The sequence below is a fragment of the Candidatus Manganitrophus noduliformans genome, from assembly GCF_012184425.1.
Classification (GTDB): Bacteria; Nitrospirota; Nitrospiria; order SBBL01; family Manganitrophaceae; genus Manganitrophus; species Manganitrophus noduliformans.
The window spans coordinates 1,904,294-1,927,004 of sequence record NZ_VTOW01000001.1; the positions used below are offsets into that span (position 1 = coordinate 1,904,294).

General features: G+C 56.6%; 17 protein-coding genes. All 17 read left to right on the plus strand.

Going from position 1 to position 22,711, the window contains the following annotated elements:
• Positions 1-169 precede the first annotated feature (169 nt).
• The 17 genes from MNODULE_RS09150 (at position 170) to rbfA (ending at position 22,707) form a co-directional block, all read left to right on the plus strand.
• Positions 170-1,786, plus strand: coding sequence for an Ig-like domain-containing protein (locus tag MNODULE_RS09150; protein WP_168059119.1), 1,617 nt, complete (start codon positions 170-172; stop codon positions 1,784-1,786).
• A 206-nt stretch (positions 1,787-1,992) separates the two neighbouring features.
• Positions 1,993-3,126, plus strand: a complete 1,134-nt coding sequence (locus tag MNODULE_RS09155) for a hypothetical protein (protein WP_168059120.1) — start codon at positions 1,993-1,995, stop codon at positions 3,124-3,126.
• Positions 3,127-3,275: 149 nt separating this feature from the next.
• The gene (locus MNODULE_RS09160; RefSeq protein WP_168059121.1) at positions 3,276-4,028 is read left to right on the plus strand and encodes a hypothetical protein; all 753 of its coding nucleotides are present in this window, start codon (positions 3,276-3,278) and stop codon (positions 4,026-4,028) included.
• A gap of 119 nt (positions 4,029-4,147) precedes the next feature.
• The gene (locus MNODULE_RS09165) at positions 4,148-4,741 is read left to right on the plus strand and encodes a hypothetical protein (protein WP_168059122.1); all 594 of its coding nucleotides are present in this window, start codon (positions 4,148-4,150) and stop codon (positions 4,739-4,741) included.
• Positions 4,742-5,015: 274 nt separating this feature from the next.
• Entirely contained in the window at positions 5,016-5,345 is a 330-nt protein-coding gene (locus MNODULE_RS09170; RefSeq protein WP_168059123.1) for a hypothetical protein, read from the plus strand.
• Between the two features lie 106 nt (positions 5,346-5,451).
• Positions 5,452-6,843, plus strand: coding sequence for a DUF1302 domain-containing protein (locus MNODULE_RS09175; RefSeq protein WP_168059124.1), 1,392 nt, complete (start codon positions 5,452-5,454; stop codon positions 6,841-6,843).
• Positions 6,844-6,854: 11 nt separating this feature from the next.
• Positions 6,855-7,679 (plus strand): hypothetical protein, encoded by an 825-nt coding sequence (locus MNODULE_RS09180; RefSeq protein WP_168059125.1) that lies wholly within the window; start codon positions 6,855-6,857, stop codon positions 7,677-7,679.
• Between the two features lie 119 nt (positions 7,680-7,798).
• On the plus strand, positions 7,799-10,381 hold the full coding sequence (locus tag MNODULE_RS09185; RefSeq protein ID WP_168059126.1) for a tetratricopeptide repeat protein: 2,583 nt from the start codon (positions 7,799-7,801) through the stop codon (positions 10,379-10,381).
• A gap of 11 nt (positions 10,382-10,392) precedes the next feature.
• On the plus strand, positions 10,393-13,107 hold the full coding sequence (locus MNODULE_RS09190) for a hypothetical protein (RefSeq protein ID WP_168059127.1): 2,715 nt from the start codon (positions 10,393-10,395) through the stop codon (positions 13,105-13,107).
• Complete coding sequence (locus MNODULE_RS09195) at positions 13,104-15,635, plus strand: LamG-like jellyroll fold domain-containing protein (RefSeq protein WP_168059128.1); 2,532 nt, start codon at positions 13,104-13,106, stop codon at positions 15,633-15,635. The genes MNODULE_RS09190 and MNODULE_RS09195 overlap by 4 nt, the downstream gene beginning before the upstream one ends.
• Positions 15,636-15,781: 146 nt before the next feature.
• Complete coding sequence (locus MNODULE_RS09200) at positions 15,782-16,441, plus strand: methyltransferase domain-containing protein (RefSeq protein WP_168059129.1); 660 nt, start codon at positions 15,782-15,784, stop codon at positions 16,439-16,441.
• A gap of 13 nt (positions 16,442-16,454) precedes the next feature.
• Positions 16,455-17,300 carry a D-amino-acid transaminase gene (gene dat / locus MNODULE_RS09205; RefSeq protein WP_168059130.1) on the plus strand — a complete coding sequence of 282 codons (846 nt, stop codon included), beginning with the start codon at positions 16,455-16,457 and terminating at the stop codon, positions 17,298-17,300.
• A gap of 131 nt (positions 17,301-17,431) precedes the next feature.
• Positions 17,432-17,902, plus strand: a complete 471-nt coding sequence (rimP, locus tag MNODULE_RS09210; RefSeq protein ID WP_168059131.1) for a ribosome maturation factor RimP — start codon at positions 17,432-17,434, stop codon at positions 17,900-17,902.
• Between the two features lie 110 nt (positions 17,903-18,012).
• Positions 18,013-19,365, plus strand: coding sequence for a transcription termination factor NusA (nusA, locus tag MNODULE_RS09215; protein ID WP_168059132.1), 1,353 nt, complete (start codon positions 18,013-18,015; stop codon positions 19,363-19,365).
• Positions 19,366-19,439: 74 nt separating this feature from the next.
• On the plus strand, positions 19,440-21,974 hold the full coding sequence (gene infB, locus MNODULE_RS09220; protein ID WP_168059133.1) for a translation initiation factor IF-2: 2,535 nt from the start codon (positions 19,440-19,442) through the stop codon (positions 21,972-21,974).
• Between the two features lie 41 nt (positions 21,975-22,015).
• On the plus strand, positions 22,016-22,318 hold the full coding sequence (locus tag MNODULE_RS09225) for a DUF503 domain-containing protein (RefSeq protein WP_238339256.1): 303 nt from the start codon (positions 22,016-22,018) through the stop codon (positions 22,316-22,318).
• Positions 22,319-22,344: 26 nt separating this feature from the next.
• The gene (rbfA, locus tag MNODULE_RS09230) at positions 22,345-22,707 is read left to right on the plus strand and encodes a 30S ribosome-binding factor RbfA (protein ID WP_168059134.1); all 363 of its coding nucleotides are present in this window, start codon (positions 22,345-22,347) and stop codon (positions 22,705-22,707) included.
• Positions 22,708-22,711: the final 4 nt, after the last annotated feature.

The window sequence follows — 22,711 nt, forward strand, 5'->3', positions numbered from 1 at the left end:
CCCCTCTTCTGCAATGAGAGAGAGTGTAACGCGGGGACGAACAGGGTCCCCGTTCCGGGGTGTTCAGGCATCGAACAGGGATGTCACAGAAGGTAAAAAAAGCTTGACATTAAAAAGAAGGTAATCCACTCTAGAGGGCACTAACTTTATGTAAAGAGATTCTCCGATCGTGGAACGCCGTCTTTTCATCTTTAGACCCGGACAAACCCTTTTCATCCTCCCCCTTCTTGTTGCCCTCTTGTTTGGGTGCGGCGGCGGAGGGGGTGGGGGTGGCTCCGGTGGGACCAATCCTCCTCCGAATAATCCTCCGCCCGGCGGAGGAAATCCAGCAGATCCAAACACAGACCCGCCGTCGGTCGTTTCTGCGGCACCCCAAGGGAATTCCGTTTCAGTCAGCGCCTTCATTGAGATCACCTTCGACAAATCAATGGACGTCGCTACTTTTCAGGGGGGCCTGGAAGGTTTGGGAAACATCGGGTATGCGGCGGTCTGCGTCGATGCGGACTGCAAGATAATTCGCTTGAGCCGTACAACCAATTTGGAATATGATTTTTCTTATACACTGACACTCTTAGCTCAGGTGAGAGACCAGGAGGGGAATCTCCTCTCTTCTCCTTACGTGTGGTCGTTTGAAACCGAAGTCTTTGTGCCGGACCTTTCATTTGCCAGAACCACCATTGATGGTTTCGATGGGAAGAATTCCGGTGAATGCACCGCCATTGCCGTTGACAGCAGCGGGACGGTCCATATCGTTTACTACTCTGAAGAAGATGGTTCTCCAAAACATGCTTTCTGTTCTCCTAACAGTGAGGATTGCACTATCTCAGGAAACTGGACAGTCCAATTTATAGAAGCTCCGCTAGCCAATGAAAAACGTGGCCGCGACATCAACTTGGCCATTGATATGATTACCGACACCCTCCATGTCAGTTACAGAGACGTGGACCCACCAAAACCAGGGACATTAGGTGACGATAAAGGGGTTTTAAAGTACACCAAAGGAGAAAAAAATGGAGAAGACTGGGACTGGTCGCCGGTTCCCGTTATTGTCGACGACACCGAAAATGGAGTGACCGATACCTACATCGCTTTCCACGCGGGTTCAGTCCATATCAGCTATCGGAAGGTCGGCGCCGTTTCAAGTAATGATGTCATCGCGTATGCCACCTGTTCATCTTCTTGTGACTCTCCGGGAGGGTGGGGTATACTCGACGGCGAGCCCGGAAATCATGCAGGATCTCCAAACCATATCGTTGTCACGAATTCAGCCGTCCATATCAGCTATTACTTAGATGGAATGATAAAATATGTAACCTGCTCCTTACCTAATGATTGTCTTCAGTTAGCGGACTGGACGCCGATCATCGTTGACGACGGCGAGGCGGGCCAATTTGATGTCGGAACCGAGAATTCCCTCGCCGTCGATAATAATGGAATGGCTCATCTCACCTATCGAGACAATACGAATGGTCTTCTAAAATATACTCGTTGCCAGGGGAGTTGCGAGGATCCGATTGCGATAGATGCGGCGGGAGGAAGCAGCCAGATCAAAGTTGTGGGCAATGTCCTTCACGTTAGCTACCGGGACGATGATAACAAAGATCTTAAGTATGCAGTTTGCCCATCAAATTGTCTCGTCCCGGAGAGTTGGTCGACCTACACGATTGATGCCCCCGGAGAAGTCGGATTGGACACCTACCTTGCAGTTGACAACGGAACGGTTCACATCAGCTACCGGGCCGCGGGTGATGCTGACGACCTTAGGTATGCGCGAGGCACTCCTTAAGGTTTCTAGAAAATAGCGGTTTGATCGGGTAGGTAATAGTCTCGTTTTATACTTAATGAAATTTAAATTCTTATTTGAAATTTTTGTTGACAGGTTAGTTTTTTTTATGTAGAGTGAAGTCTCCGTAAATAGCAGTATAAGATATACAGTCTCGGTTTTATTCAAAAAGGCAGTTGCTTCACCATTTTGGAGCGGGAGTATTCGTTATGAAGATACTTGGATGCTCGAAGTCTTTACTGCCATCCTCGAAAAGCATACGCTACATTCTTCCCACCTTAAGTTTTACGGCTCTTCTCATTGTTTGTTCCTCGCCGGTTTGGGCTCAATTCGGCGGCGGCGGTGGCGGCGGCGACAGCGGGTCGCAGCCCCCTCAACCCGGTCCTCTTCCACAGGCGACCGTGACGCCGCTTCCTTCCGATGCCCCGGCCCCCTGGGGAACCGATCCGGCGACCATTCCCGGAGCGACCATCTCCGACACGATTACAGGAAATGGGTTCCTGCAGGAGACGGTTTCGCTTCAGAATGGGAACAGCTTCTTTTTTCAAAACATCACGACGACCGATTTCTCCGTCGCTTCGTATGTCAAGAGAACGGAAGGGGCGAACAACGACCCGACCGGAAATATCATCTTCAATCAAGTCCTGAAAGATCCCGCCTGGGGACTGACCGACCATAGCTTCATCAACGGCTTCAAACAGCCGATTCAGCTCCATTTCGATATCGTCGAGTCGAAGGTCGCGGCATTGTCCGGCGGCTTCAACCAGATGGACATGTTTTTCAGACAGCAGCCTTTTCTCGATACCGCCACGGGAAGGGTCCGGGTCCGTCAGGATATCGGGGTCTGGATTACCGGTTTCAACGGGGTCCACGGCGATGACGTTACCGAGAGCGAGAATTTTACCCTCGGCGCCGGAGATCTTTCTCATGTCATTGCCAGGTCGATCGGGAGCGGGGGCGACGACGATGGCGGGTTTGGCGGCCGCGACGGCGATGGCGGGCCGATCGATTTCTGGAACGATCTCACGGTCGTTAAAGTCGTCGATCCGGTCACCAACCAAATCGTCAGCTTCAGCCGATGCAACGATTTCGGCGATCCGACCGGGCGGTTGGAGGGTGAGTTTCGGGATGACGCGGGACGACGCGGGGGATGTAATGCAACCCGTTCAAGCGGTTCGGGCCGACCTCCGATTCCGAACCACGATTCCGACAGCTTCCAGTTGACCCCGATCTGGTGGGATCGCTGGGGCGGCCCCGGCTCCGGGGAGCTGAACAGCGGTATCAATACCACCTTCCCGGACGGTTCGGGAAGCAACGGCGGCGATGGTGACGGTCGGAGATAGTTTAGTACGTCGGTAAGGTAAGCAAAGGGAAGAGAAACAGGAAACAAAAAGAAAGGTAAGTAGGCCATTCGCCGGATTGCCGGTTTCATAAATATCCGGTTATCGATCAATCTTCAAGAATATTAATAAAGATACAGGGGGGAACATTGATGAGAAATGGCAAAATTAAGACATGGTCGATCATGATGTCGGCGCTCGGGATCGTCTCGATCGCGAGCGGCGTCGCCCTGGCGCAGGTGGGAAATCCCACCTTTACCGATAACCCGTCGCCCTTCCCGTACGTTCATACCGGAGTCGGCGGGTCGGGAACCCAACTGACGGGGGGACAGCTGATTACCTTCCAAGGAACCATGGGGAGCGGCAACTTTTTCCAACAGGAATTCGTGAATATCGATCCGGACGGACCCGGAGGGGCCGGGCCCGAAGCGGCGATCCACACGATGTTGGAAGGGGCCAGCACCGGAAAAGCTTTTGTTCAGGAGTCGTTCGTTCTACTGAGCGGTCAGAGACCTCCGACGATCCAGAACAACACCCCGTCCCCGATTGTTCCTCCGCCGGGCCATACCCAGATCTCTTTCAGGCAGTCGGTCAAGGACAACGGGTTTTCCACCACGGCCAGCCTCGATCCCGGACAAGATATTCACATCCACCAGCAGAATGCATCGCCCGATCCGGTCAACGGCCAATCGGGAGGGCTCACCTTTAGCAACGTCGACATCCTTCCGAACAGAACCGGACCAAACGGACCACAAGAGGGCTCCGATCCGTCCTGCGGTACGACCGCAACTTTCTGCACCACGATCGATCAGCAGGTCAGGGTTACGGAAGGGGCCACGGTGATCTTCACCCAGGATATGGATTTTACCACCGGGGGATTGCCGACGATCGTTCAAGGTCCATAAAAGCGTCTCAAGGTGGATTGAATTTTAATTTAATTTAGGGAGGCACGAGATAAATGAGATCAATTTACAAAAAAACGACTCTGGCCATGGCAGGAGTCCTTCTCTCTGCCGGATTTGCAATGGCTCAGACAACGACCGTGAATTTCGCCAGCCCGACCTGTAACACGGCGGCCACCTGCGGATTGGCGGGAGGCACCAACCGGTTGACTGAGGTCAGCGGCGACAATTTCTTCTTCCAAGAGGCGATTGTCATCAACGGGCGGCAGATGAATCACATGATCGTTCGGAGCAAGCCCGATCCAGCCGACGGTTCGGTCTTCATTCAGGAGACCTTCACCCCGGGAGGAGCGATTCAGGGGGCCACGAATACCAGCTCGATCGATCAGCTTACTTTCAAGCAGACGATGAATGCAACCGGAGGCACGGTGAGCGTGCTGGCCCGGATGGACAATCTGAACATCATTAACAAGGGGACCGGCACCGGCCAAGAAAACATGGTCGGCACCGAGATGAACATTACTCAGAGCATCACCGACACGGCGCAGGGGCTTAACGTGAACACGGTGACGATCACGCCGAACATCAGCACGCCGGCGTTGGGTGATTTCAATACCTCGATCAACCAGGCCGTCAGCGATCCGACGACCCCCGGTTTCTCATCGACGATGACATTCCAAACCGGGTCACCGGCCAACGTCGATCAGAACTTTTAGTTAAGGAATTTAAGAAGTCGACGGAAACGGGGAGGGAGGCGGCCCGCCGCCTCCCTCCTCACTTTACCTCGCGTATCGTTCCTCCGTACTCCTCTTTTCCATCCTGCTCTTTTCTTCCGCACCGAAAACCGGATATGCATGAATGGATCACGCGAATGATGAGTGTCTCACCCGAGAGGGGATGAGGCGCTGTCGCTATCTGTATGCCGCGTGTAAAGAGAGATCGAAGCCACAGAAGGGACGGAATTCTTGCTCGGCGCGGAGATCGTTCCCGATGATCATCGCCGATTTTCCCGTCGGCGGGGGGTGCAAAAAAGAGTTGCCATACAACAATTTTATGATATTCTCAATTTGTTGGTTAGGTGTTTCACCGCAGAAGGATCCGGAGATGGTTCTTCTATTAAGAACGATGCTACTCGAACACGCGGCCGATCAGGTGGCTCACTTTGCTTGCGATCTGAAGGTGCGCGCTTTAGGTTTAATTCGTACCGGCATATTTCCCGCAGCGAGCTGCGGGAAGCTTCAATCACGAAGCCCCCTTATGGGTCTGGCAATAGGCTTACTCCGGCAACACGAACATCATCTTTCGTGTCGGCCGATGTAGATAGGATATATGGAGCATTCTTCAAAGAGTGGGGAGAGGATAAGTTCAATTGCACCTTAGGCTCCTCATTCTTTCTTTTTTAATTTTCTTTTTTTTTAGTCTCCCTGTGTTAGCCGAAGAAACGGGACTCGTCGGGAACCTGCATCTCGGCGGATATCTCAAAAATGAAACCGCTTTAAGGTTCCAAGAGCCGGTCGCATTCACCAAGATTCGAAACATCCTCTTTTTAGAAGCTTCCGCCGATCCCCGGACCAATTTCCATCTCTATGCTTCTTTTTGGGCTTGGTACGACGCCGCTTATCTCTATGCCGATTATGATACGATCAATCCCCCGAATGATCCGAATCTTCCCCTTCCATTCCTTTCTCAGCGAGACCGAGAAGATTACCGCTATTTTTCCGAGCTTCGAGAACTTTACTTCGATCTTTTATTTCCGAGCCTCGATCTTCGGGTTGGAAAGCAGATCGTCGTTTGGGAGCAGCTTCTGGGATTTCGCATCATCGATGAAATCAACCCGCTCGACTTTCGGGAGTTCGTCCTTCCCGATCTGATCGATTTCCGAATTCCGCTCTGGACCGTAAAGGCCGACTACTACTTCAGCCAATATCAGTTGGAAATGTTGTGGATTCCGTTCTTCGAGCCCCACCGTCCCGCTCCCCCCGGGTCGGAGTGGGAACTCTTCCAGCGGCTTCCGGGACAGGAGGAGCCTCCCAAGACGCTCGACAACTCCGAATATGGCGCGCGGCTCTCCCGGACCTTCGGCGGAATCGATCTGGCGGTCAGCTACCTCAATGTCTGGGACCCTTTTCCGACCCCGTTTCGGGAATATACCGGTTTTCGATTCTTCGCCCCTCCGTCGAAGTGTCTTCCGACGGAGGTCCGGTTCGATCAGCCGGTGACCGATCCCGATTGCGGGCCGGTGTTTCACCCGCGTTTTAACCGGATGCATATCTTCGGCGCCTCGGCGGTGCTCAACATGGGGAGCTATATCCTCAAGGGGGAGGCCGCTTATATCACGGGAAAATATTTTGGAACGCGCTTGGCCGATCGGGACGGGGACGGTCTGCTCGATCACGGCGGCGCCTTGGAGCGGAACCATATCCGGTGGGGGGTGGAGGTCGACACGATCCTCAAGGGGGCGGATCTCTCGTTCGCGGTGTCGCAGTGGATCGTTCTCGGCTGGGATGAGGTCCTCTTTCAGGACAATTACGACACTTTTCTCAGTTTTTTCGGGCAGAAGTCGTTTCGGAGCGCTTCGGTGAAAGCACAGTTCTTTATCCTTTATCTGATCAACAACGGCGAACTTCTGGTGAAGCCGAAAGTGTCCTACCAGATTTCGGAGCAGTTCCAGGTCGCGGTCGGGGCCGATATTTTTTACGGCAAAAAGGAGACCTTTCTTCCCGATATCGCCGCGCCGGCGAGCGACCGGCTCTTTAAATTCGTGAGCACTTTCGTCGGCCATGATCGGGTGTTCGTCGAGTTGAAATACAGTTTCTGATGGGAGGAGCGGTGCCGGTTTTTGTCCTGATTCTATTTTTGCTGGGAGCGGCGCAGCCGGCCTGGGGGGCGTCCGATTGGAACGTCCAGCTTTTTACCGGATATAACGATGCTTTGTTAAAGACGCTCAACAATGAAAAGCTCACTCAGAGCGGACCGTTTCCGCCGAGAGTGGGGGGAAGCCCTCCGATCGAGGGGGGACCGCTGTTTGGAATTGAGGTGGAGTGGCGCGTGCGGCGCAGCTTCTCGTTGGTGGCGCTGACCTCTTTCTGGGAGGGAGAGTCCAGCGCGCGTGAATCGAGCGAAATGCGTTTTCAGGATTTCGGCATCGTCCCTTTTCGAGCCGACCGGACCACCCGTGTTTCATTCAACGAATATGCCCTCCGGGGGCGATACTATCTCGTAGATGAGCCGCAGCGGTATCGGCTTTACCTCGAGCTTGGTTTTTTTAATCAGGTTAAGGTGACCTATCGGGAAGACTTTAATTATGTGTTCGAGGCGAATGGACAGCAGTTCCTTCGAAATGTCCTCTCCCGCGCCTCCAGCCGAGGGGGCTATCTTGTCACCTGGGGAATCGGGGGCGATTACTACATCACCCGTTGGGCGGCGATCAGCATGACGGCGAATTACCGGCTGGGAAACGCGGTCCCTCTCTACTACAAGTCGTATCGGCACACCTTTCTGGAGGAAGACGCAATCGAGGAGGCCCTCGGAATAACGCGCCTTCCCGACGACGGAGATCCCGTTTCCTATGTGGACCGGAATAGCAGGGCGCAGTTCCTCGAGATGGAGTTGAGCGGCTGGCAGGCGGCCGTCGGAATTAGGATTTTCTTTTAAACGGTATTATGATAAAGCAGATCTACGTCATCATGATCCTCCTCTCTCTCTGGAGCCCATTTTCCTGGGCGCAGGAGACCCCGGCAGAGGAAGAAAAAACGCCCTCTGTGGAAAAAGAGATGAAGGAAAAAATCCCCGAATCGAGGCTGAAAAAAAGGATGGAGGAGGGGATTCGGTTGATGCGGGAGAAAAAGTGGGAAGAGGCGATCCGCCTTTTTGAGGAGATCATCAAACAGTCTCCACAGCAGGAGGAGATCTACTTCCGACTCGGAGTCAGTTACATGGAGCTGGGGAGATTCCCAAAAGCCGAAGAAGCCCTCAAGCGGGCGATCCGCCTCAATCCCGAGGATATCCGCCCTTATTTTCAACTTGCCGGCCTTTATGAGCAGACACAACGGCTGCAGGAGGCGCTCGATCTCTACGATCGGGTGATCCATGTGGATCCGATCGGAGAAGGGGCACAGATCGGGCTTTTTAAAAAGTACCTCGTCCAAGGAATTCTCACGGCGCGCGCAGGCGATTTTGACGGCGCTCTCCGCTTTTTTAAGTCGGCGGCGGAGATTGATCCCGGCAACCCGGATCCCCACTATAACATCGGCCGGGTTTATCAGAGAAAGGGAGAGGAGGCCAAGGCCGAGGAGGCTTTCCAAAAGGTGATCGAGTTGGCCCCGCAATATCAGCCGGCCTATCTGGAGCTCGGAGATCTCTACCAGCGGCAAACGCGATTCCAAGAGGCGCTCCAGGCCTTCATCGCCGCGGCCCAAATCAACCCGAATACCCCCGGGGGGAGGAACGCGCAGGCAAAGATCCCTTTCCTTCAAGGCATCCTTTTGGCCCAGAGCGGACGGGCGGAGGAGGCTTTGAGGGCGTTTCAACAGGCCCTCCGGATCTCGCCCGATCCGGCGCCGATCTATTTCAATATCGCTCAGGTTTACCTCAGGATCGGAGACTTCGAGAATGCCGAAGCGGCCTTAAACCGCACCCTGGAAGTCGATCCGAGAAATCAGGGGGCGTTTTTGAACCTGGGTATTTTATACGAGCGGCAGGGAAAGCTGGAGGAGGCCTTGCGCGCATACGAGAATGCACGCGATGTCCAACCGGCGAGCCCGGACGGGGTGAATGCGGCGGTCAGCGCTCATACCGTGCGGGGAAAGAGGGCCATCGAGGCTGAAAAACTGGATGAGGCTCTGGAGGAGTTTAAGCAAGCCGTGGCGCTGCAGCCGAAGAATCCGGCGAATTATTTCAATCTCGCTTTGCTCCATGTTCGGCGTAATGAGCTCGCCGAAGCCGCCGAGGCCTTCGATCAAGTCATTACCCTGGATCCTTCCGAAGAGGATGCCTATTTGCCGCTGGCGGAGATTCTTGAAAAGAGCGGCCGTGAGCAGGAGGCGATCGAAGCTTACGAGCGGCTGATCGCGCTCGGTCCGGAGCCTTTGGCCACCCGGGCCAAGCTCGGCCTCCATCTTCTCAAAGGGGTCGCTTTCGGAAAGCAGCTTCGCTATGACGACGCCCGCGCCGAATTTGAAGCGGTGATCCGGCTGGACCCTCAGGAGATGAGGGGGTACTACAATTTGGCATTGGTTCAGATCAAAACGAACGATCCCTACGCCGCGACGGAAAATCTCAAAAAGGTGTTGGAGATCGATCCCAAGCAGACGGTCATTCGATTTCAGCTGGCCAAGCTTTACGAAGAGTTGGGACGCCCCTACGACGCCCTCGACCTCTACCAAGGAGGGCTGGAGCAGGAAGGGGTGAGCCCGTCCCTCGTGGAGGAGTTCGAGGAGCGGATCAACGTTCTTTTCGGGACGATTTCTTTCGTCTATCAGGTGACGTATGACAGCAATATTAACTTGAGCGAAAACGAGGAGAGCGACTTAAAAACGGAGATCTTCTCGCAGTATCAGCGGTTCTTCCTGTTCGGGGAGGGCTGGCGAAGCGGTTTCCGCCTGACCCCTTCGTTGACCATGTTTCATCGGGACCAGGTCTCGGTCTTCACCGGACAGGTCGGCCTCTTCGGCGACTGGAGGCGGCTCCAAAGAGGAATTTCATACGGATACAATTTTCGCGTCGGATTGTTCGAGGGTTCTCTCTCGGACCGATCACACGAGCTTTTCCTGGACGGGTTCCGCCCGGCGGGGGACTCTTCGACGCTCAGCGGTTCCATTCGGCTTCGATATTTCGACTCGGTTGATAACGACTTCAACACGATCGACAGCGATATTTATGACGGGATTCAGCCGTCGATTTCGAGCAGCTTTTCGACCGACGGCATCTTGGGGGGCCGGCTCGCGGTCTCGGGGGCGCTTTATGCCAACCTCAATACACAGGAGATCAATGATACAGCCCAGTCCGCGGACGACTATGCCTATGTCGGTTTTTCCCCGTCGATCTCTTTTGATCGTCCGTTGATCCAGGGGGTCATTCTGAATCTCTCTTACAGCTACTCCTATCTACACTACTTGCATCCCGATTCGGTTCTCGGGGAGAAACGGGTCAGCCATGCTCATGCGATCAATGGAGGGGTGACGGTGGGGCTGGAGCGGGGACTCCAGCTCTATCTGCGGGGCTCTTTGTTGGCCAATCGGTCAAACCAACCTGGAATCCCCCCGGAACGTCAGACCGCCGTGACGGCCGAGAAGGTGAACTCATTGAGCGAATATACAAAGTGGCTCACGACATTCGGCATCCGGTTGCTCTTTTAACGAGGAAGAAAGTGAAACGAAACGGACATCGCCATTGGAATTCACCGGGCGGATGGATCGGGCTTCTGATGATGCTCCTTCTCTCCTGCAGCGGCGGGGAGCAGCGGAACGATCGTCCGCTGCTTGCCTCCAATTGGGGGGGAACCGCCGGGGGGCCGATCGACGGGCGTCTGGAGGTGCAGGTGTTCGATGATATGACCGGGGATCCTTTTCCGAACGTCCTCGTCTCGCTCGGCGATTCTGGCAGAATCACGACCCGGACAGATAACCAAGGGATCGCCGTCTTCACGGGGGTGATCGGGCCGCAGGACGTTCATGTCTACTTTTGCGGAGGATGCGACGCCGACGCCGCCAATCCGGTGATCCCCGTTTTTTACCGGATCGGCTCTTATTATCAGGTGAACGCGAGCCAGGTCTCCATCCCGATCATTCCGGGCAGCCGGTCGTTCACGGAGGCCGCCCTTCAAGGGAAAGTCTTCGATGTGGAGCGGAACGAATCGGTTTTTGTCTCCGCCCTTGATGAACTGGGGGTGTTTGAAGTTCTTGGGCCGCTCGGCTCGACGACCTATCACTGGGTGACGGCCGAGTCGCAGCTGCTGAATGATCCCGATCCTCCCCCGATCGATTTGACGTTCGTTTTTACGAGGGATCTGGATGAATGGGCGGCCGCCGATCCGGACGGCGGACGTCAAGGGTTCAATCAGGTGGCGCTGATTGGAAAAGCGATCAACGTGTCGAAGCAGCCCCAAGCCGGCGTCCGGGTCGGCGCGCGATACTTTGGTGGAAACGATGCCGGCCGGCCTTACTATTTTGACGAAGCGGGCCGGATCGATCCAAGCTTGGAGGCGACCACGGCCGACGGCCGATTTCTCTTCCTGCGGCTTTCGTCGAACAATGATGTTTTTGTTTCGGCGCGGCAGATCGGGGTGGGAGTGGGCGCCCGGTATATCCATCTTCCGGCCGCGGGGACGACCGTCTTCACCCTCCCGGTCCTCCCGATCATCGAGCAGGCGGTCGATCTTTCCGGCCGGGTCGTCGTCTATCGGCCCGATTTTCAGGAAGAGGAGCGCAAGGGGTTCCTTTCGAGCGAAAACGTCGGGGTGGAGGGGGTGCTCATCAATTTTTCAGGGGATCCGGTGAGTGAGATCGTCGTCACCGACAGCGGAGCGGAGATCGGCGGAAATTATCGAAGCGTGCGCCATCTCCTCCCGAACAGCCGCTATATCGCCGTTGTTTTGGCGGGGCGGACTTTCCGGCAAACCTATCAGGAGCTGCAATTCAATAACCGCTCCAAGACAAATTATCCTTTGGCCGTGGTGCCGCTGGGGGATTTGGTCGCAATGGTGCGCGCGGCAAAAGAGGACGACACCAGCGGCCTGGAGGCCGGCACGGCGGAGATTCTCGCTCGGATCGTGGCGCCGACCGGCCAGATCGATCCGAACGGCGATCCGATCCTCGCCCCGATCCCGAATGTCGAGATCGCCGTCGTGGACGCCTCTGGGGACGAAATCCTGACCCGCGCCTATTTTGATGATCAGGGGGAGGTCGATCCCGACCGCCAACAGACCGGTGCAAAGGGGGCGTTCCTCGCCTTTGGCCTCACGCCGGGGGTCTACACGGTGATTGCGACCGATCCGATTACAAATGAGACGATCGACCGGAAGAGCCTTCTGGTGTATGCAAACGGCGTTCACCTGGTTGAGTTGGTCCAGGCGTCCGGAGAGATCGTCCTGGGGGCGGTCCGCGATCCGGAAGGGAATCCGATCACCCCCCCCCAGCTCTCTCTGATCGGGGGGAATCCCGACTGTTCCCAATTGGGAGAAGGCTGTTCCCTCCCGGCCGCCGGGGAATACTTCGTTCGAATGGAGCAACGGACCGGGGGCGGCGATTATTCCGTCCCGGTTTCCGGCTCCAAGCGCGCTTTGGGATTGTCGACCTTCCGCCTCTCTCCGGACGGGACCTTGAACAACGTGGCGTTCGCCGCCGGCTTGGGCCCGCTCGCCGTGGGAGGGCGTCTGACTTTTGATATCGGCTTTACCCCTTCGGTGTCGCTGGTCGAGACGACCGGGTTGATCACCCTTCCACCCGGTTTTTCCCACTCCGATATAGAAGCGGTTTTGATCGGAGCGGCCGCGCCTCGGGGAGAGGCTTTTATCGGCGCCGATATCATCGGGTTCTTTCCGGGGAAGGTCGGCCCCGGTTTCCGGGCCCTCTCGCTTCCTCCGGAAGGAGCGCTCTCTTATTTCGTGACGGCGACTGCTCGGAACGGCGGCGGAGCATCCAGTCTCATTCAGGTGCAGGGTCTTCCGGGGATCCCGATCCGCCAAGATCTGACCCTGCCCGATCCGCCTCGTCTTCTCTCGCCCGTTCCTCCCGCCCCAGAAGAGGAGGCAGTGGTCTCGGAGAACACCCCGCACCTCGTCTGGGCCGCTCCGGATGCGGGGCCGGTCGATCTCTACCGGGTGACCCTTGAAACGGAGGAGGGAGAGCAGCTCTGGGAGGCCTGGGTTCCGGGCAGCCGGACCGAAATCACCTTCCCGGCTTTCCCGGAGGAGGCGCCGGAACAACTCGACCCCTTTGTGGACGGGCGGCCGATTATCTGGAGAGTGCATGCAATCCAGGCGGGGGGGCTCTCGTTTCAAGAGTTTACTTTCCGCCAGCTTGCGCAGCGACGGGTGTCCAATGCGAGCGCCGTTTCACGCTTTACTATAAAGAGGGAACCATGATCCGGTTTTTGAATGGAGGACGCAGCTTTCTCCTCCTTCTTATTATTACGCTGGCGGGAGGCGTCTTCTTCGGCGGATGTGTCAATCACGAGCCGGACAGTGACAGTCTCTTTAATCAGAATCGGCCGCCGGTGGCCAATGCCGGTCCCGACCAGACGGTTCCGAGCGGCGCGCGGGTCCAACTGGAGGGAACCGGCAGCGATCCGGACGGTAATGAAATCCGATATGAATGGCGAATGGTTCAGACGCCGGAGGGGAGCAGCGCCCAGCTCGACACCCCCGCTTCTCCAACGGTTGGTTTTGTCGCCGATACCGATGGGGTCTACCGGATCGCGCTTCAGGTCGTTGAAGAAGTCGATCAGAATATTCCCGAAGGGGCCCCGATCGAGAATACCGGCGCGACCAGCGAGCCGGACGAGGTGATGGTGATCGCCGGAGACCCGGGGGCGTTCGAAAATGCCGGGAATAAGCTGATCCTCGATGGAAGCCATTTTGCCCTCTCCACCACCGTGTTGGATATCGGGGATCCGTTGCAGATCGGCGCGAATACCCAGCTGAACGAGATGACGGCGGAGGGATGGTTCTTCGCCGGCGCGCTGCCGGCGGGGGGGACGGAGGCGCTACTGATGCGGAAGAGCGATTTCTTCGAGATCGTTCTCACCTCCAATGCTGATCTTCTCTTGCGGATCACTATGCTGGATAGAACCACACGGGTCGAACAGACCGTCACGCTGGGACCGGCTCCGTTCAGCATCGGCCAGTGGCATCATATCGCCGCCGTAATTGCCGGGAGAAGTCAGCATCGCGCCTATCTTGCGGTGGACGGGACAACCGTCGCCGCGGCCGATTTGACGGGATTGCTTCTCAACAATAACTCAAATCGCCTGACGATCGGCGGGGGGGCGGACAAAGCTTTTCTGGTGGGGATGGCCGATGAGATTCGGATCACCCAGGATGTCCGCTACCCTGAAGGGGGCTTTGATCCGCCGGTGGAGCGTCTCATCCAAGACTCTCCTTTCGTGCCGGGGGCGCGATTTGCGGTGCATGGTCTCTGGCATTTCGACGAGTTCGCCGGGGCCGAGCTTTTCACCGACTTTTCGCTCCGGCGAAACGATCTCTTCCTGGTCGGGGAGGTCGGCTTTCAGCCCTTCGGCCGGCTCGATTTCCCGCGGCGGTTCCATACGATCACGCCGCTGGCGGATGGAAGCCTTCTCATCGCGGGCGGGATCGACGACGGCGCCCGCACCGTCTCCGAAACGGAGCAGATCCGGGACGACGACCAGCTCGATAATCTGGCCCCGCTCAACATTGTGAAGGTGACGAATGAAAATACGGGACAAACAGGCGACGGGTCGAAGACTCTCTTCGAGTTCAGCACAACCTTGGCGCCTATCGTCAGTGATACTGGGTCGGACCCCTCTCCAGATGAAACCGGCGACGACCGGCGCGTCGTGATTACCGCTGGGAATCTGACCGCGACCGATAACGGGCTTGGCGGATGGACGGGGGACGCCGAATCGGGAACGATCGACTATGAGACCGGGGCGATCTCGCTGACTTTCGCAACCCCTCCTGCCAACCAGACGCCGCTTGTCGCCAACTATTTTTACAACCGGGGGACCGGCGTTTTCTATCACACGGCGACAAGACTGGACGACGGCCAGGTTCTGATTGCAGGCGGCGCCGATAAGGATGAGGATCTGATCGACCGCGCCCTCCTCTTCGATCCGGCGATCGATAATTCCGTCGTTGAAACGACGGAAATGGAGGACCCCCGGCGCTTCCACACGGCGCAGCTCCTTTCAGATGGGAGGGTGCTGCTGGTCGGGGGAGAGACCGACTTATCGGATGGGACAATTGAAACGTTGAGAAGGACGGAGTTTTACAACCCGGCCACGCTCGCTTTCACTCCTGGCCCGCTGCTGGTCCAGAGGCGCAAGCTGCACCGGACAATTCTTTTCAGAGAGTGTAACCAGAACGCACAGGACGATCGCTTCCTCGTCGTGGGGGGGTACGATGAGACCAATCGTCCGATCAAGACCGCTGAAATCTACTCGGGAGGGGCCAACGGCGGGTTCTTTCTGACCGGATCGATGTCGGTCGAGCGGGTCCGGCAGGCTCTGGTCTGTCTCCCCGACGGGAAGATTCTTGTAACAGGGGGGATTGATGCGAGCGGCCGTGTTCTGGACAGCGCCGAGATCTATGATCCCGTCACCGGCCTTTTCACGCTGCTGCAGGCGGGGATGAACTCGGCGCGGGCGGAACATACCGCCACGCCGCTCCCCGACGGAAAAATTTTGATCGCCGCCGGGTTCGATCAGTCGGGGCAGGGCCTTGCCTCGGCCGAGATCTATGATCCGGACCAAAATCTATTTACCCCCCTCTCCGACTCTCTCGGTTTGGCCCGATTCGGCCATGTCGCCCTGCCGTGGACGGAGAGCGCTTTGGGGAAAGAGGGGGTGCTTCTGATAGGCGGCGGGGATGCGTCGGGATTGCCGACAGCGTTGATCGAGATTTTTTTCCCGTAAAACAACCCGGGCGAGGAGGCGCCTCGCCCCGACAGGAATCCAATCCGGAGCATCATCGAATCCGTTGAAACCGCCCGCCGTTTCGCTTGATTGCCTTCTCCAAATATGATAGGTTAAAAACGCCTCAACAGATCGGAAGGCCTATCGTGAGCATCTATCCCTCCCAGAAAAAATATTTTGAGGAGGCCTACCGGACCGGCGAGCATGGCTGGCCCGTGGAAGGGGCCTCTCTGCCGGTTTCCCGTTTCGTTACGCGATTTAAGAAAGAGCGCTCCGCAGGCCGCGTGTTGGATATCGGCTGCGGCGAAGGGAGACACTCCGCTCTCTTTGCGCGCGAGGGCTACCGGACGGTCGGTCTCGATTATCAGCCGCTCGCATTAGAGCGGGCGCGCCGGATCTCCGGGAACGGATCGGCCCGGGCAAACCTCCGATTCATGCTCGGAGATGTTTTCCATCTCCCCTTCCGGCCGGGAACATTCGACGTCGTTCTCGATTACGGCTGCCTCCATCACATCCGCCGTAGGGATACCCACGCCTATCTCGAGAACGTCGGCCCGGTTCTCAAGCCGGGGGGCTACTTTCTCCTTTCCTGTTTTTCGACGCACTTCAAACACCATCCTGATGAAAAGAGAAAGCGGGATTGGATGGTGCACAACGGTCACTACGACCGGTTTTTTCGGAAGGGGGATTTTAAGTCGATTTTCGGCCGGGACTTCGAGGTCCTGAATGTCGAGGAAGAGCGGCAATCGACCTACGCATTTTTTCATGTTCTGATGCGGAAAAAGGAGAAGGGAACACGCTCCTAGAAAAGGAAAGTTCATGCCCAATATTGCATTCGTGAACGGGAAGTGGAGTTCAATTTCAGCGGCGAAAGTTTCTGTCGAAGACAGGGGTTTTCAATTTGGAGACGGCGTTTATGAGCTGATTCGAACCTATCAAGGAGAGGTCTTCCATCTCGATGAACACCTCTCCCGCCTGGAGGCCAGCGCCAAAGAGATTGAAATTACCCTCCCGTACACCGGAAGCCGGTTGGAGAAGATCATCCGCCTCGGATGCCGCAAGAGCGGTTTTACCGACGTGAAGATTTATATTCAGGTGACGCGCGGCGCCGCCCCCCGCCTTCATTCTTTTCCCAAAAAGGTGAAGCCGACCGTGGTCATGACCTTCCGGGAATTCGAGCCGCTTCCACTGAAACTCCGTGAAGAGGGGGTGGCGATTATTTCCACCCCCGATATCCGATGGGCGCGGTGTAATGTCAAATCGCTCAACCTCTTGCCGAACGTGATGGGCCGGGAACAGGCGCTCCGTGCAGGGGCCTTTGAGGCGATTTTTATTCGCGACGGGAAGGTCACGGAGGGGGCGGGGAGCAACCTCTTTGCCGTGCTTGGAAAGAAAATTATTACCCCGCCGGCGGGCCCTTACATCCTGTCCGGTATTACCCGGGAGGTGGTTCTCCGGATCGGGAAGGAGAACGGTCTCGAAATGGTCGAGAAAGAGCTGAAGCTCTCGCAGCTCTACTCGGCGGATGAGCTCTTCCTTACCGGAACGACCGTGGAAGTCTTGCCCGTCGTCCGCCTGGACGGCAAGCCGATCGGCGACGGACGGCCCGGAGAAAAGACGAAATTTTTATGCCGCGCCTTTCAAGAACAGATTGCCTCGAAATAGGGGATTCGTCTTGCATTTTGTCATTATTTGTGCTATAAACACTTCTGAATTTGGTCTACTTTTCAAGTGGGCACGGTCTTCCGCCCACTTTTTTGTTTTAAGGGACCGAAATCGGCCCTGATGGGGATCAGATGGATCGAACGGTTCTGGTGGACAGGGTCAAAGAAATTGCGGAGCCGATGCTAAGGTCGCTGGGATTGGAATTGGTTGAGGTCGAGTATGCCGGTTCCGCAAGGAGCGGCACCCTTCGCGTTTTTATCGACAAACAAGGGGGGGTGACCCTCGATGATTGTGAAAAGGTCAGCCGGTATCTCAGTCAAGCGCTCGATGTCGACGATCCGATTCCGCATCACTATACGTTTGAAGTTTCTTCGCCCGGCCTTGATCGACCGTTAAAAAAGAGAGACGATTTTTCTCGGTCGATCGGGAAGAAGATCAAGGTGAAAACATCCGCTCCAATCGACAACCAGAAGGTGTTCACCGGTCGGCTCGCCGATTTCAAAGAGGAAAAAGTGACTTTATATCTGGAGGAAGGGAAGGGAAAAGCGATCGAGATCCCCTTCGACCAGATTGCGCAAGCCCGCCTTGAGGTCGAGTTTTAGCTGAAGAGGCCCCTGATCCTCCTGGAAACCAGGCGGGTTCAAGAGATATCATGGATCGGACCGTGCCAAGATCCTGGCCCGATCCGTCGGAAAATGGAGGTTGATAGAAAATGAATCGCGAGCTCCTCTCTGTCATCGATCAGATTGGGAGAGAGAAGGGAATAGAGAGCCAGAAGATCATCAAGGCGGTGGAATCCGCGCTCCTGACGGCGGCGAAGAAGCGATACGGCGCAAACGAGAATATTCAGGTGCGGCTCGACTCTCAAACCGGAGAGATTGAAGTGATCTCCCTGAAGAAGATCGTCGAAGCCGTCACCAATCCCCGCGCCGAAGTTTCGTTGGAGGAGGCCAAGAAGGTCGATGAATCTGCGGAACTGGGCGATGAGATCGGCTCTCTCCTTGAGATGGAAGATTTCGGCCGAATTGCCGCGCAGACCGCCAAGCAGGTGATCTTTCAGCGGGTGCGTGAGGCGGAGTGGGAATCGGTCCATCGAGAGTACTCGGTTCGGCAGGGGGAGATCATCAGCGGAATGATCTTGGGCCAGGAACGTCGCAATTACATCGTGGAACTCGGTAAAACCGAGGCGATCCTTCCCTACCAGGAGCAGGTCCCCCGGGAGAGTTACCGCCGCGGCGATCGGATTCGCGCCCATCTGCTGGAGGTGAAGCCTTCGGCAAAGGGGCCGCAGATCGTTCTGTCGCGGACGCACCCCAATTTTGTCGCAAAGCTCTTCGAGATGGAAGTTCCGGAGATCGCCGAAGGGGTGGTGATCATCAAGGGGGTTGTCCGGGAGCCGGGCGATCGGACCAAGATCGCGGTCTTCTCCAAAGATTCGGCCGTCGATCCGGTCGGCGCCTGCGTCGGGGTTCGCGGCTCGCGGGTTCAAGCGGTCGTCCGTGAGCTCAAAGGGGAGAAGATCGATATCGTGACCTGGAGCGACGATCCGCGGACCTTTATCGGCGAGGCGCTCAGTCCGGCGGTCATCGAGAAGGTCGGCATCAATGAAGCGGAAAAGTCGGCCCTGGTCGTCGTTTCCGATCAACAGCTTTCGCTGGCGATCGGGAAGAAGGGACAAAATGTCCGGCTGGCCGCCAAGTTGACCGACTGGAAGATCGACATCATCAATCAAGGAGAGTACGAGAAAGAGCGGGCCAAGGAGCGCGAGCAGGAAATTGCGGCGGCGATCTCTCATGAGCAGAAAATCCAGGCCGATGCGCAGATTGTGGAAGAGCAGCGGCAAGCGGCCGAGAAACGAGAGTATACCCTCTCCGATGTCCCCGGTCTGGGAGAGAATATGGTCGAAGCGCTCAAGGAGCAAGGAATCGACAGCGTTCAAAAGTTAGCTGAGACAAATGAAGCGGCCCTTTCCGATCTTCCGATGATCGGAATGAAAACAGCCGCCAAGATTATTGAGGAGGCGAGGGACCTTCTCAAAATGGAGAAGAAAGGGGAGGGAGCCTGACCGATCGGAGAACTCCGGTTGTTCGGGAGGGTGGATCGCCCGCGAATCTCTTTTCCAGAGAAAGAAGGTAGACGATGAGAGTTTTTGAGATTGCAAAAAAAATCGGCATCCCGACCAAGGAGATGATGGCGCTCCTGAAAAGGATGGGAATCAAGGCGAGCAATCATATGAGCGCCTTGGAGGAAAGCGACATCCAAGCGGTCATGAAAGGGATGGAGAAATCGACGATGACGAAGACCACGTCGAAGGGGACGAAGTCTGTCAAAGCGGCCCCTCCTCCCCCGCCCGTCGTCGAAAAGAAATCACGCGTCCTTATTAAGAGAAAGCCGACGCCGGAAGAGATGGCCCCTCCTCCTGTGGCGGTCCAGCCGGAAGCGCCGGTCGTAGAGACTCCGGAGACAGAGGCGCCGCTCAGCCCAACCATGGAGCCGATCGCTCCCGCAGCGGCAGCGACATCGGCCCCTTCGGATGTGGTTTCCCCCCCGGTCGAAGAGGTCAAACCGGTTTCTCCCGCCGCGGAGCCTGCGCCGACCCCCGGCGTCCTCAAGGTGGTTCCCTCGCCGGGCGGAGCCAAAGAGGCGGCTGAGAAGAAAACCGATAAAGATAAGAAGAAGGGGAAAATCGAGCTTCGCCCCGAATTGAAGAAAGATTTTGCCTCCAAGTTCAAGGAGAAAGCAAAACGACCGAAAAAGCGCTGGGATTCGGATGTTGTTGTCGAAGAGCCCGAAGCGATCGCCGAGGTCCCGGTCGAGGCGAGGAAGTGGCAAGACTTCAAGCCGATCCATCGCAAAGAAGACCGAAGGGGGCTCCGAAGGGGGCCGGCGGTCTCAACCGATATCACCAAGCCGCGGAGGAAAGTGGTCAAGCTTTACGAAGGAATGACAGTAAAAGAGTTCTCCGAGCTGATCGGACAAAAGGTTCCCTCCATTATTTCCAAATTGATGTCGATGGGAAAGATGGCGACGATCAACCATCCGATCTTGCTCGATGAGGCGTCGCTGATTGCGGAGGAATTCGGGGTCAAGGCCGAATTGGTTTCGGAGAAGACCGAGGAGGAAATCCTCAGCCCGTCGATGCCGGACGATCCGAACGACCTGCTGCCGCGTTCTCCGGTGATCACGATCATGGGGCATGTCGATCATGGGAAGACCTCGCTGCTCGACTCCATCCGGCAGACGAAGGTGACGGAAGGGGAAGCGGGGGGCATCACGCAGCATATCGGCGCCTACACGGTCACCGTCGGCGAAAAACGGGTCACTTTCCTCGACACGCCGGGCCACGAGGCCTTTACCGCCATGCGGGCGCGCGGCGCCAAGGTGACCGATATCGTTGTCCTGGTGGTTGCGGCCGACGACGGGGTGATGCCCCAGACGGTCGAGGCGATCAATCATGCCAAAGCGGCCAATGTCCCCATTATCGTCGCCATTAACAAGATCGACAAGCCGGAAGCGAATGCCGATCGGGTGAAGACCGCCCTCGCGGAGTACGAGCTGATTCCGGAGGCGTGGGGGGGCAAGACCATCTTTGCCGAGGTCTCCGCGAAAAAGAAGATCGGTCTGGAGGAATTGCTTGAGATGATCCTCCTTCAGGCCGAGGTGCTTGAGCTCAAGGCGAATCCGACCCGGCCGATGCTCGGGACGATTGTTGAAGCGAAACTCGATCGCGGCCGCGGACCGGTCGCGACCGTCTTGGTCCAGCAAGGGACGTTGCGAGTGGGTGATATTTTCGTGACCGGCGCCCATTTCGGAAAAGTCCGCGCCCTGATCAGCGATAAAGGGAAAAAAGTGGATCAGGCCGGACCTTCCACCCCGGTGGAGGTGATCGGTTTGGACGGCGTTCCCTTGGCGGGGGATACCTTTGTGGTCGTGGCCGATGAGCGGACCGCCAAAGAAGTGGCCCAGGGCCGGTCCCACCGGCAGCGGCTCGCCGAGCTTTCCCAGACGCGGCGCGTCACCCTCGACGATCTCTATCAAGAGATTCAGGAAGGAACGGTCAAGGAGCTGAATATCATCGTCAAGGCCGACGTCCAGGGCTCCGCGGAAGCAATCAAGGAGTCGCTCGAGAAGTTGACCTCCCCGTTGGTGAAGCTTCGCGTGATTCATCGCGGGGTCGGGAGCATCACCGAATCGGATATTCTCCTCGCCTCGGCATCGAACGCGATTGTGATCGGGTTCAACGTCCGGCCGGAAACGAAGGGGGAAATTTTGGCCGAGCGGGAGAATGTCGATGTCCGTCTCTACACCATTATTTATGACGCCATTGCCGACGTGAAGGCCGCCATGGAAGGTTTGTTGGAGCCGACCTTGAAAGAGCGAACGCTCGGACGGGTCGAGGTCCGGCAGGTCTTCCAGATTCCGAAGCAGGGGGTGATCGCCGGAGGCCATGTCAGCAGCGGCCTGATCTCCCGAAACAGCGCCGGGGCCCGCGTCATTCGGGACGGCGCGGTCGTCTACGAGGGGAAGATCGGTTCGCTGCGCCGGTTCAAAGACGACGTCAAAGAGGTCCAGGCCGGATACGAGTGCGGTATCGGGATCGAGAATTTCAACGACATCAAAGTCGGCGACGTGATCGAAGTCTACACACACGACAAGATTGCGGCAAAACTGTAATGAGGGAGGGCTCGGTCTACGGCCGAGCGGCTTAATGCGAGATGGCGTCGCTTGATACGAAAATGGTCGTCGGAATTTGCGTCATCGAGCTGTACATTCCCCGGAACGGCTCTCTGAAGGGAAAGCGGCAGGTCCTGCAAAGCATTAAAACGAAGATCAAGAACCGGTTCAATGTGGCCGTTGCGGAGGTGGGCGAGCAGGATCTTTGGCAAAAGGCGATTCTCGGTGTGACGACGGTCGCAAACGATCGAAGTTTCGTAAACGAGGTGATGGATAAGGTCGTCGGGTTTGTCTCGAGCTTTCCGCAGGTCCAGATCGTTCATCATCAACTAGAGCTGATTTAAGTCTCTCGCTGGAGAGGGGGGCGGAGGTGTCTTTCGCCGTGCAAGAGTACAAGAGAACGAATCGAATCGGAGATCAAATCAAGATGGAGGTGGCCGACATCTTGACGACAAAGATCCGCGACCCCCGGATCGGGTTCGTCACCGTCACCTCCGTTGAAGTTTCCGATGATTTGAAGCATGCAAAAATTTTTGTGACGGTCCAGAAGGACCAGGATGCGAAGCAGGCCTTCATGGGGCTTCGGAAGGCGACCGGTTTCGTTCGGGCGGAATTATCGAGAAGGCTGCAGATTCGGCGCGTTCCGGAAGTGGCCTTCTTGCCGGACGAGTCGACCGAAAAGATTTCCCACATCCTCGATCTTCTCGACCGAATCGAGAAGGAAAAGCGGTGACGCA

Coding starts and splice junctions, on each gene's coding strand:
- MNODULE_RS09170 (WP_168059123.1), top strand. CDS start 5,016: ATGATCATCGCCGATTTTCCCGTCGGCGGGGGGTGCAAAAAAGAGTTG.
- MNODULE_RS09165 (WP_168059122.1), top strand. CDS start 4,148: ATGGCTCAGACAACGACCGTGAATTTCGCCAGCCCGACCTGTAACACG.
- nusA (WP_168059132.1), top strand. CDS start 18,013: ATGAATCGCGAGCTCCTCTCTGTCATCGATCAGATTGGGAGAGAGAAG.
- MNODULE_RS09160 (WP_168059121.1), top strand. CDS start 3,276: ATGAGAAATGGCAAAATTAAGACATGGTCGATCATGATGTCGGCGCTC.
- MNODULE_RS09225 (WP_238339256.1), top strand. CDS start 22,016: ATGGCGTCGCTTGATACGAAAATGGTCGTCGGAATTTGCGTCATCGAG.
- dat (WP_168059130.1), top strand. CDS start 16,455: ATGCCCAATATTGCATTCGTGAACGGGAAGTGGAGTTCAATTTCAGCG.
- MNODULE_RS09195 (WP_168059128.1), top strand. CDS start 13,104: ATGATCCGGTTTTTGAATGGAGGACGCAGCTTTCTCCTCCTTCTTATT.
- MNODULE_RS09155 (WP_168059120.1), top strand. CDS start 1,993: ATGAAGATACTTGGATGCTCGAAGTCTTTACTGCCATCCTCGAAAAGC.
- infB (WP_168059133.1), top strand. CDS start 19,440: ATGAGAGTTTTTGAGATTGCAAAAAAAATCGGCATCCCGACCAAGGAG.
- rimP (WP_168059131.1), top strand. CDS start 17,432: ATGGATCGAACGGTTCTGGTGGACAGGGTCAAAGAAATTGCGGAGCCG.
- MNODULE_RS09185 (WP_168059126.1), top strand. CDS start 7,799: ATGAAGGAAAAAATCCCCGAATCGAGGCTGAAAAAAAGGATGGAGGAG.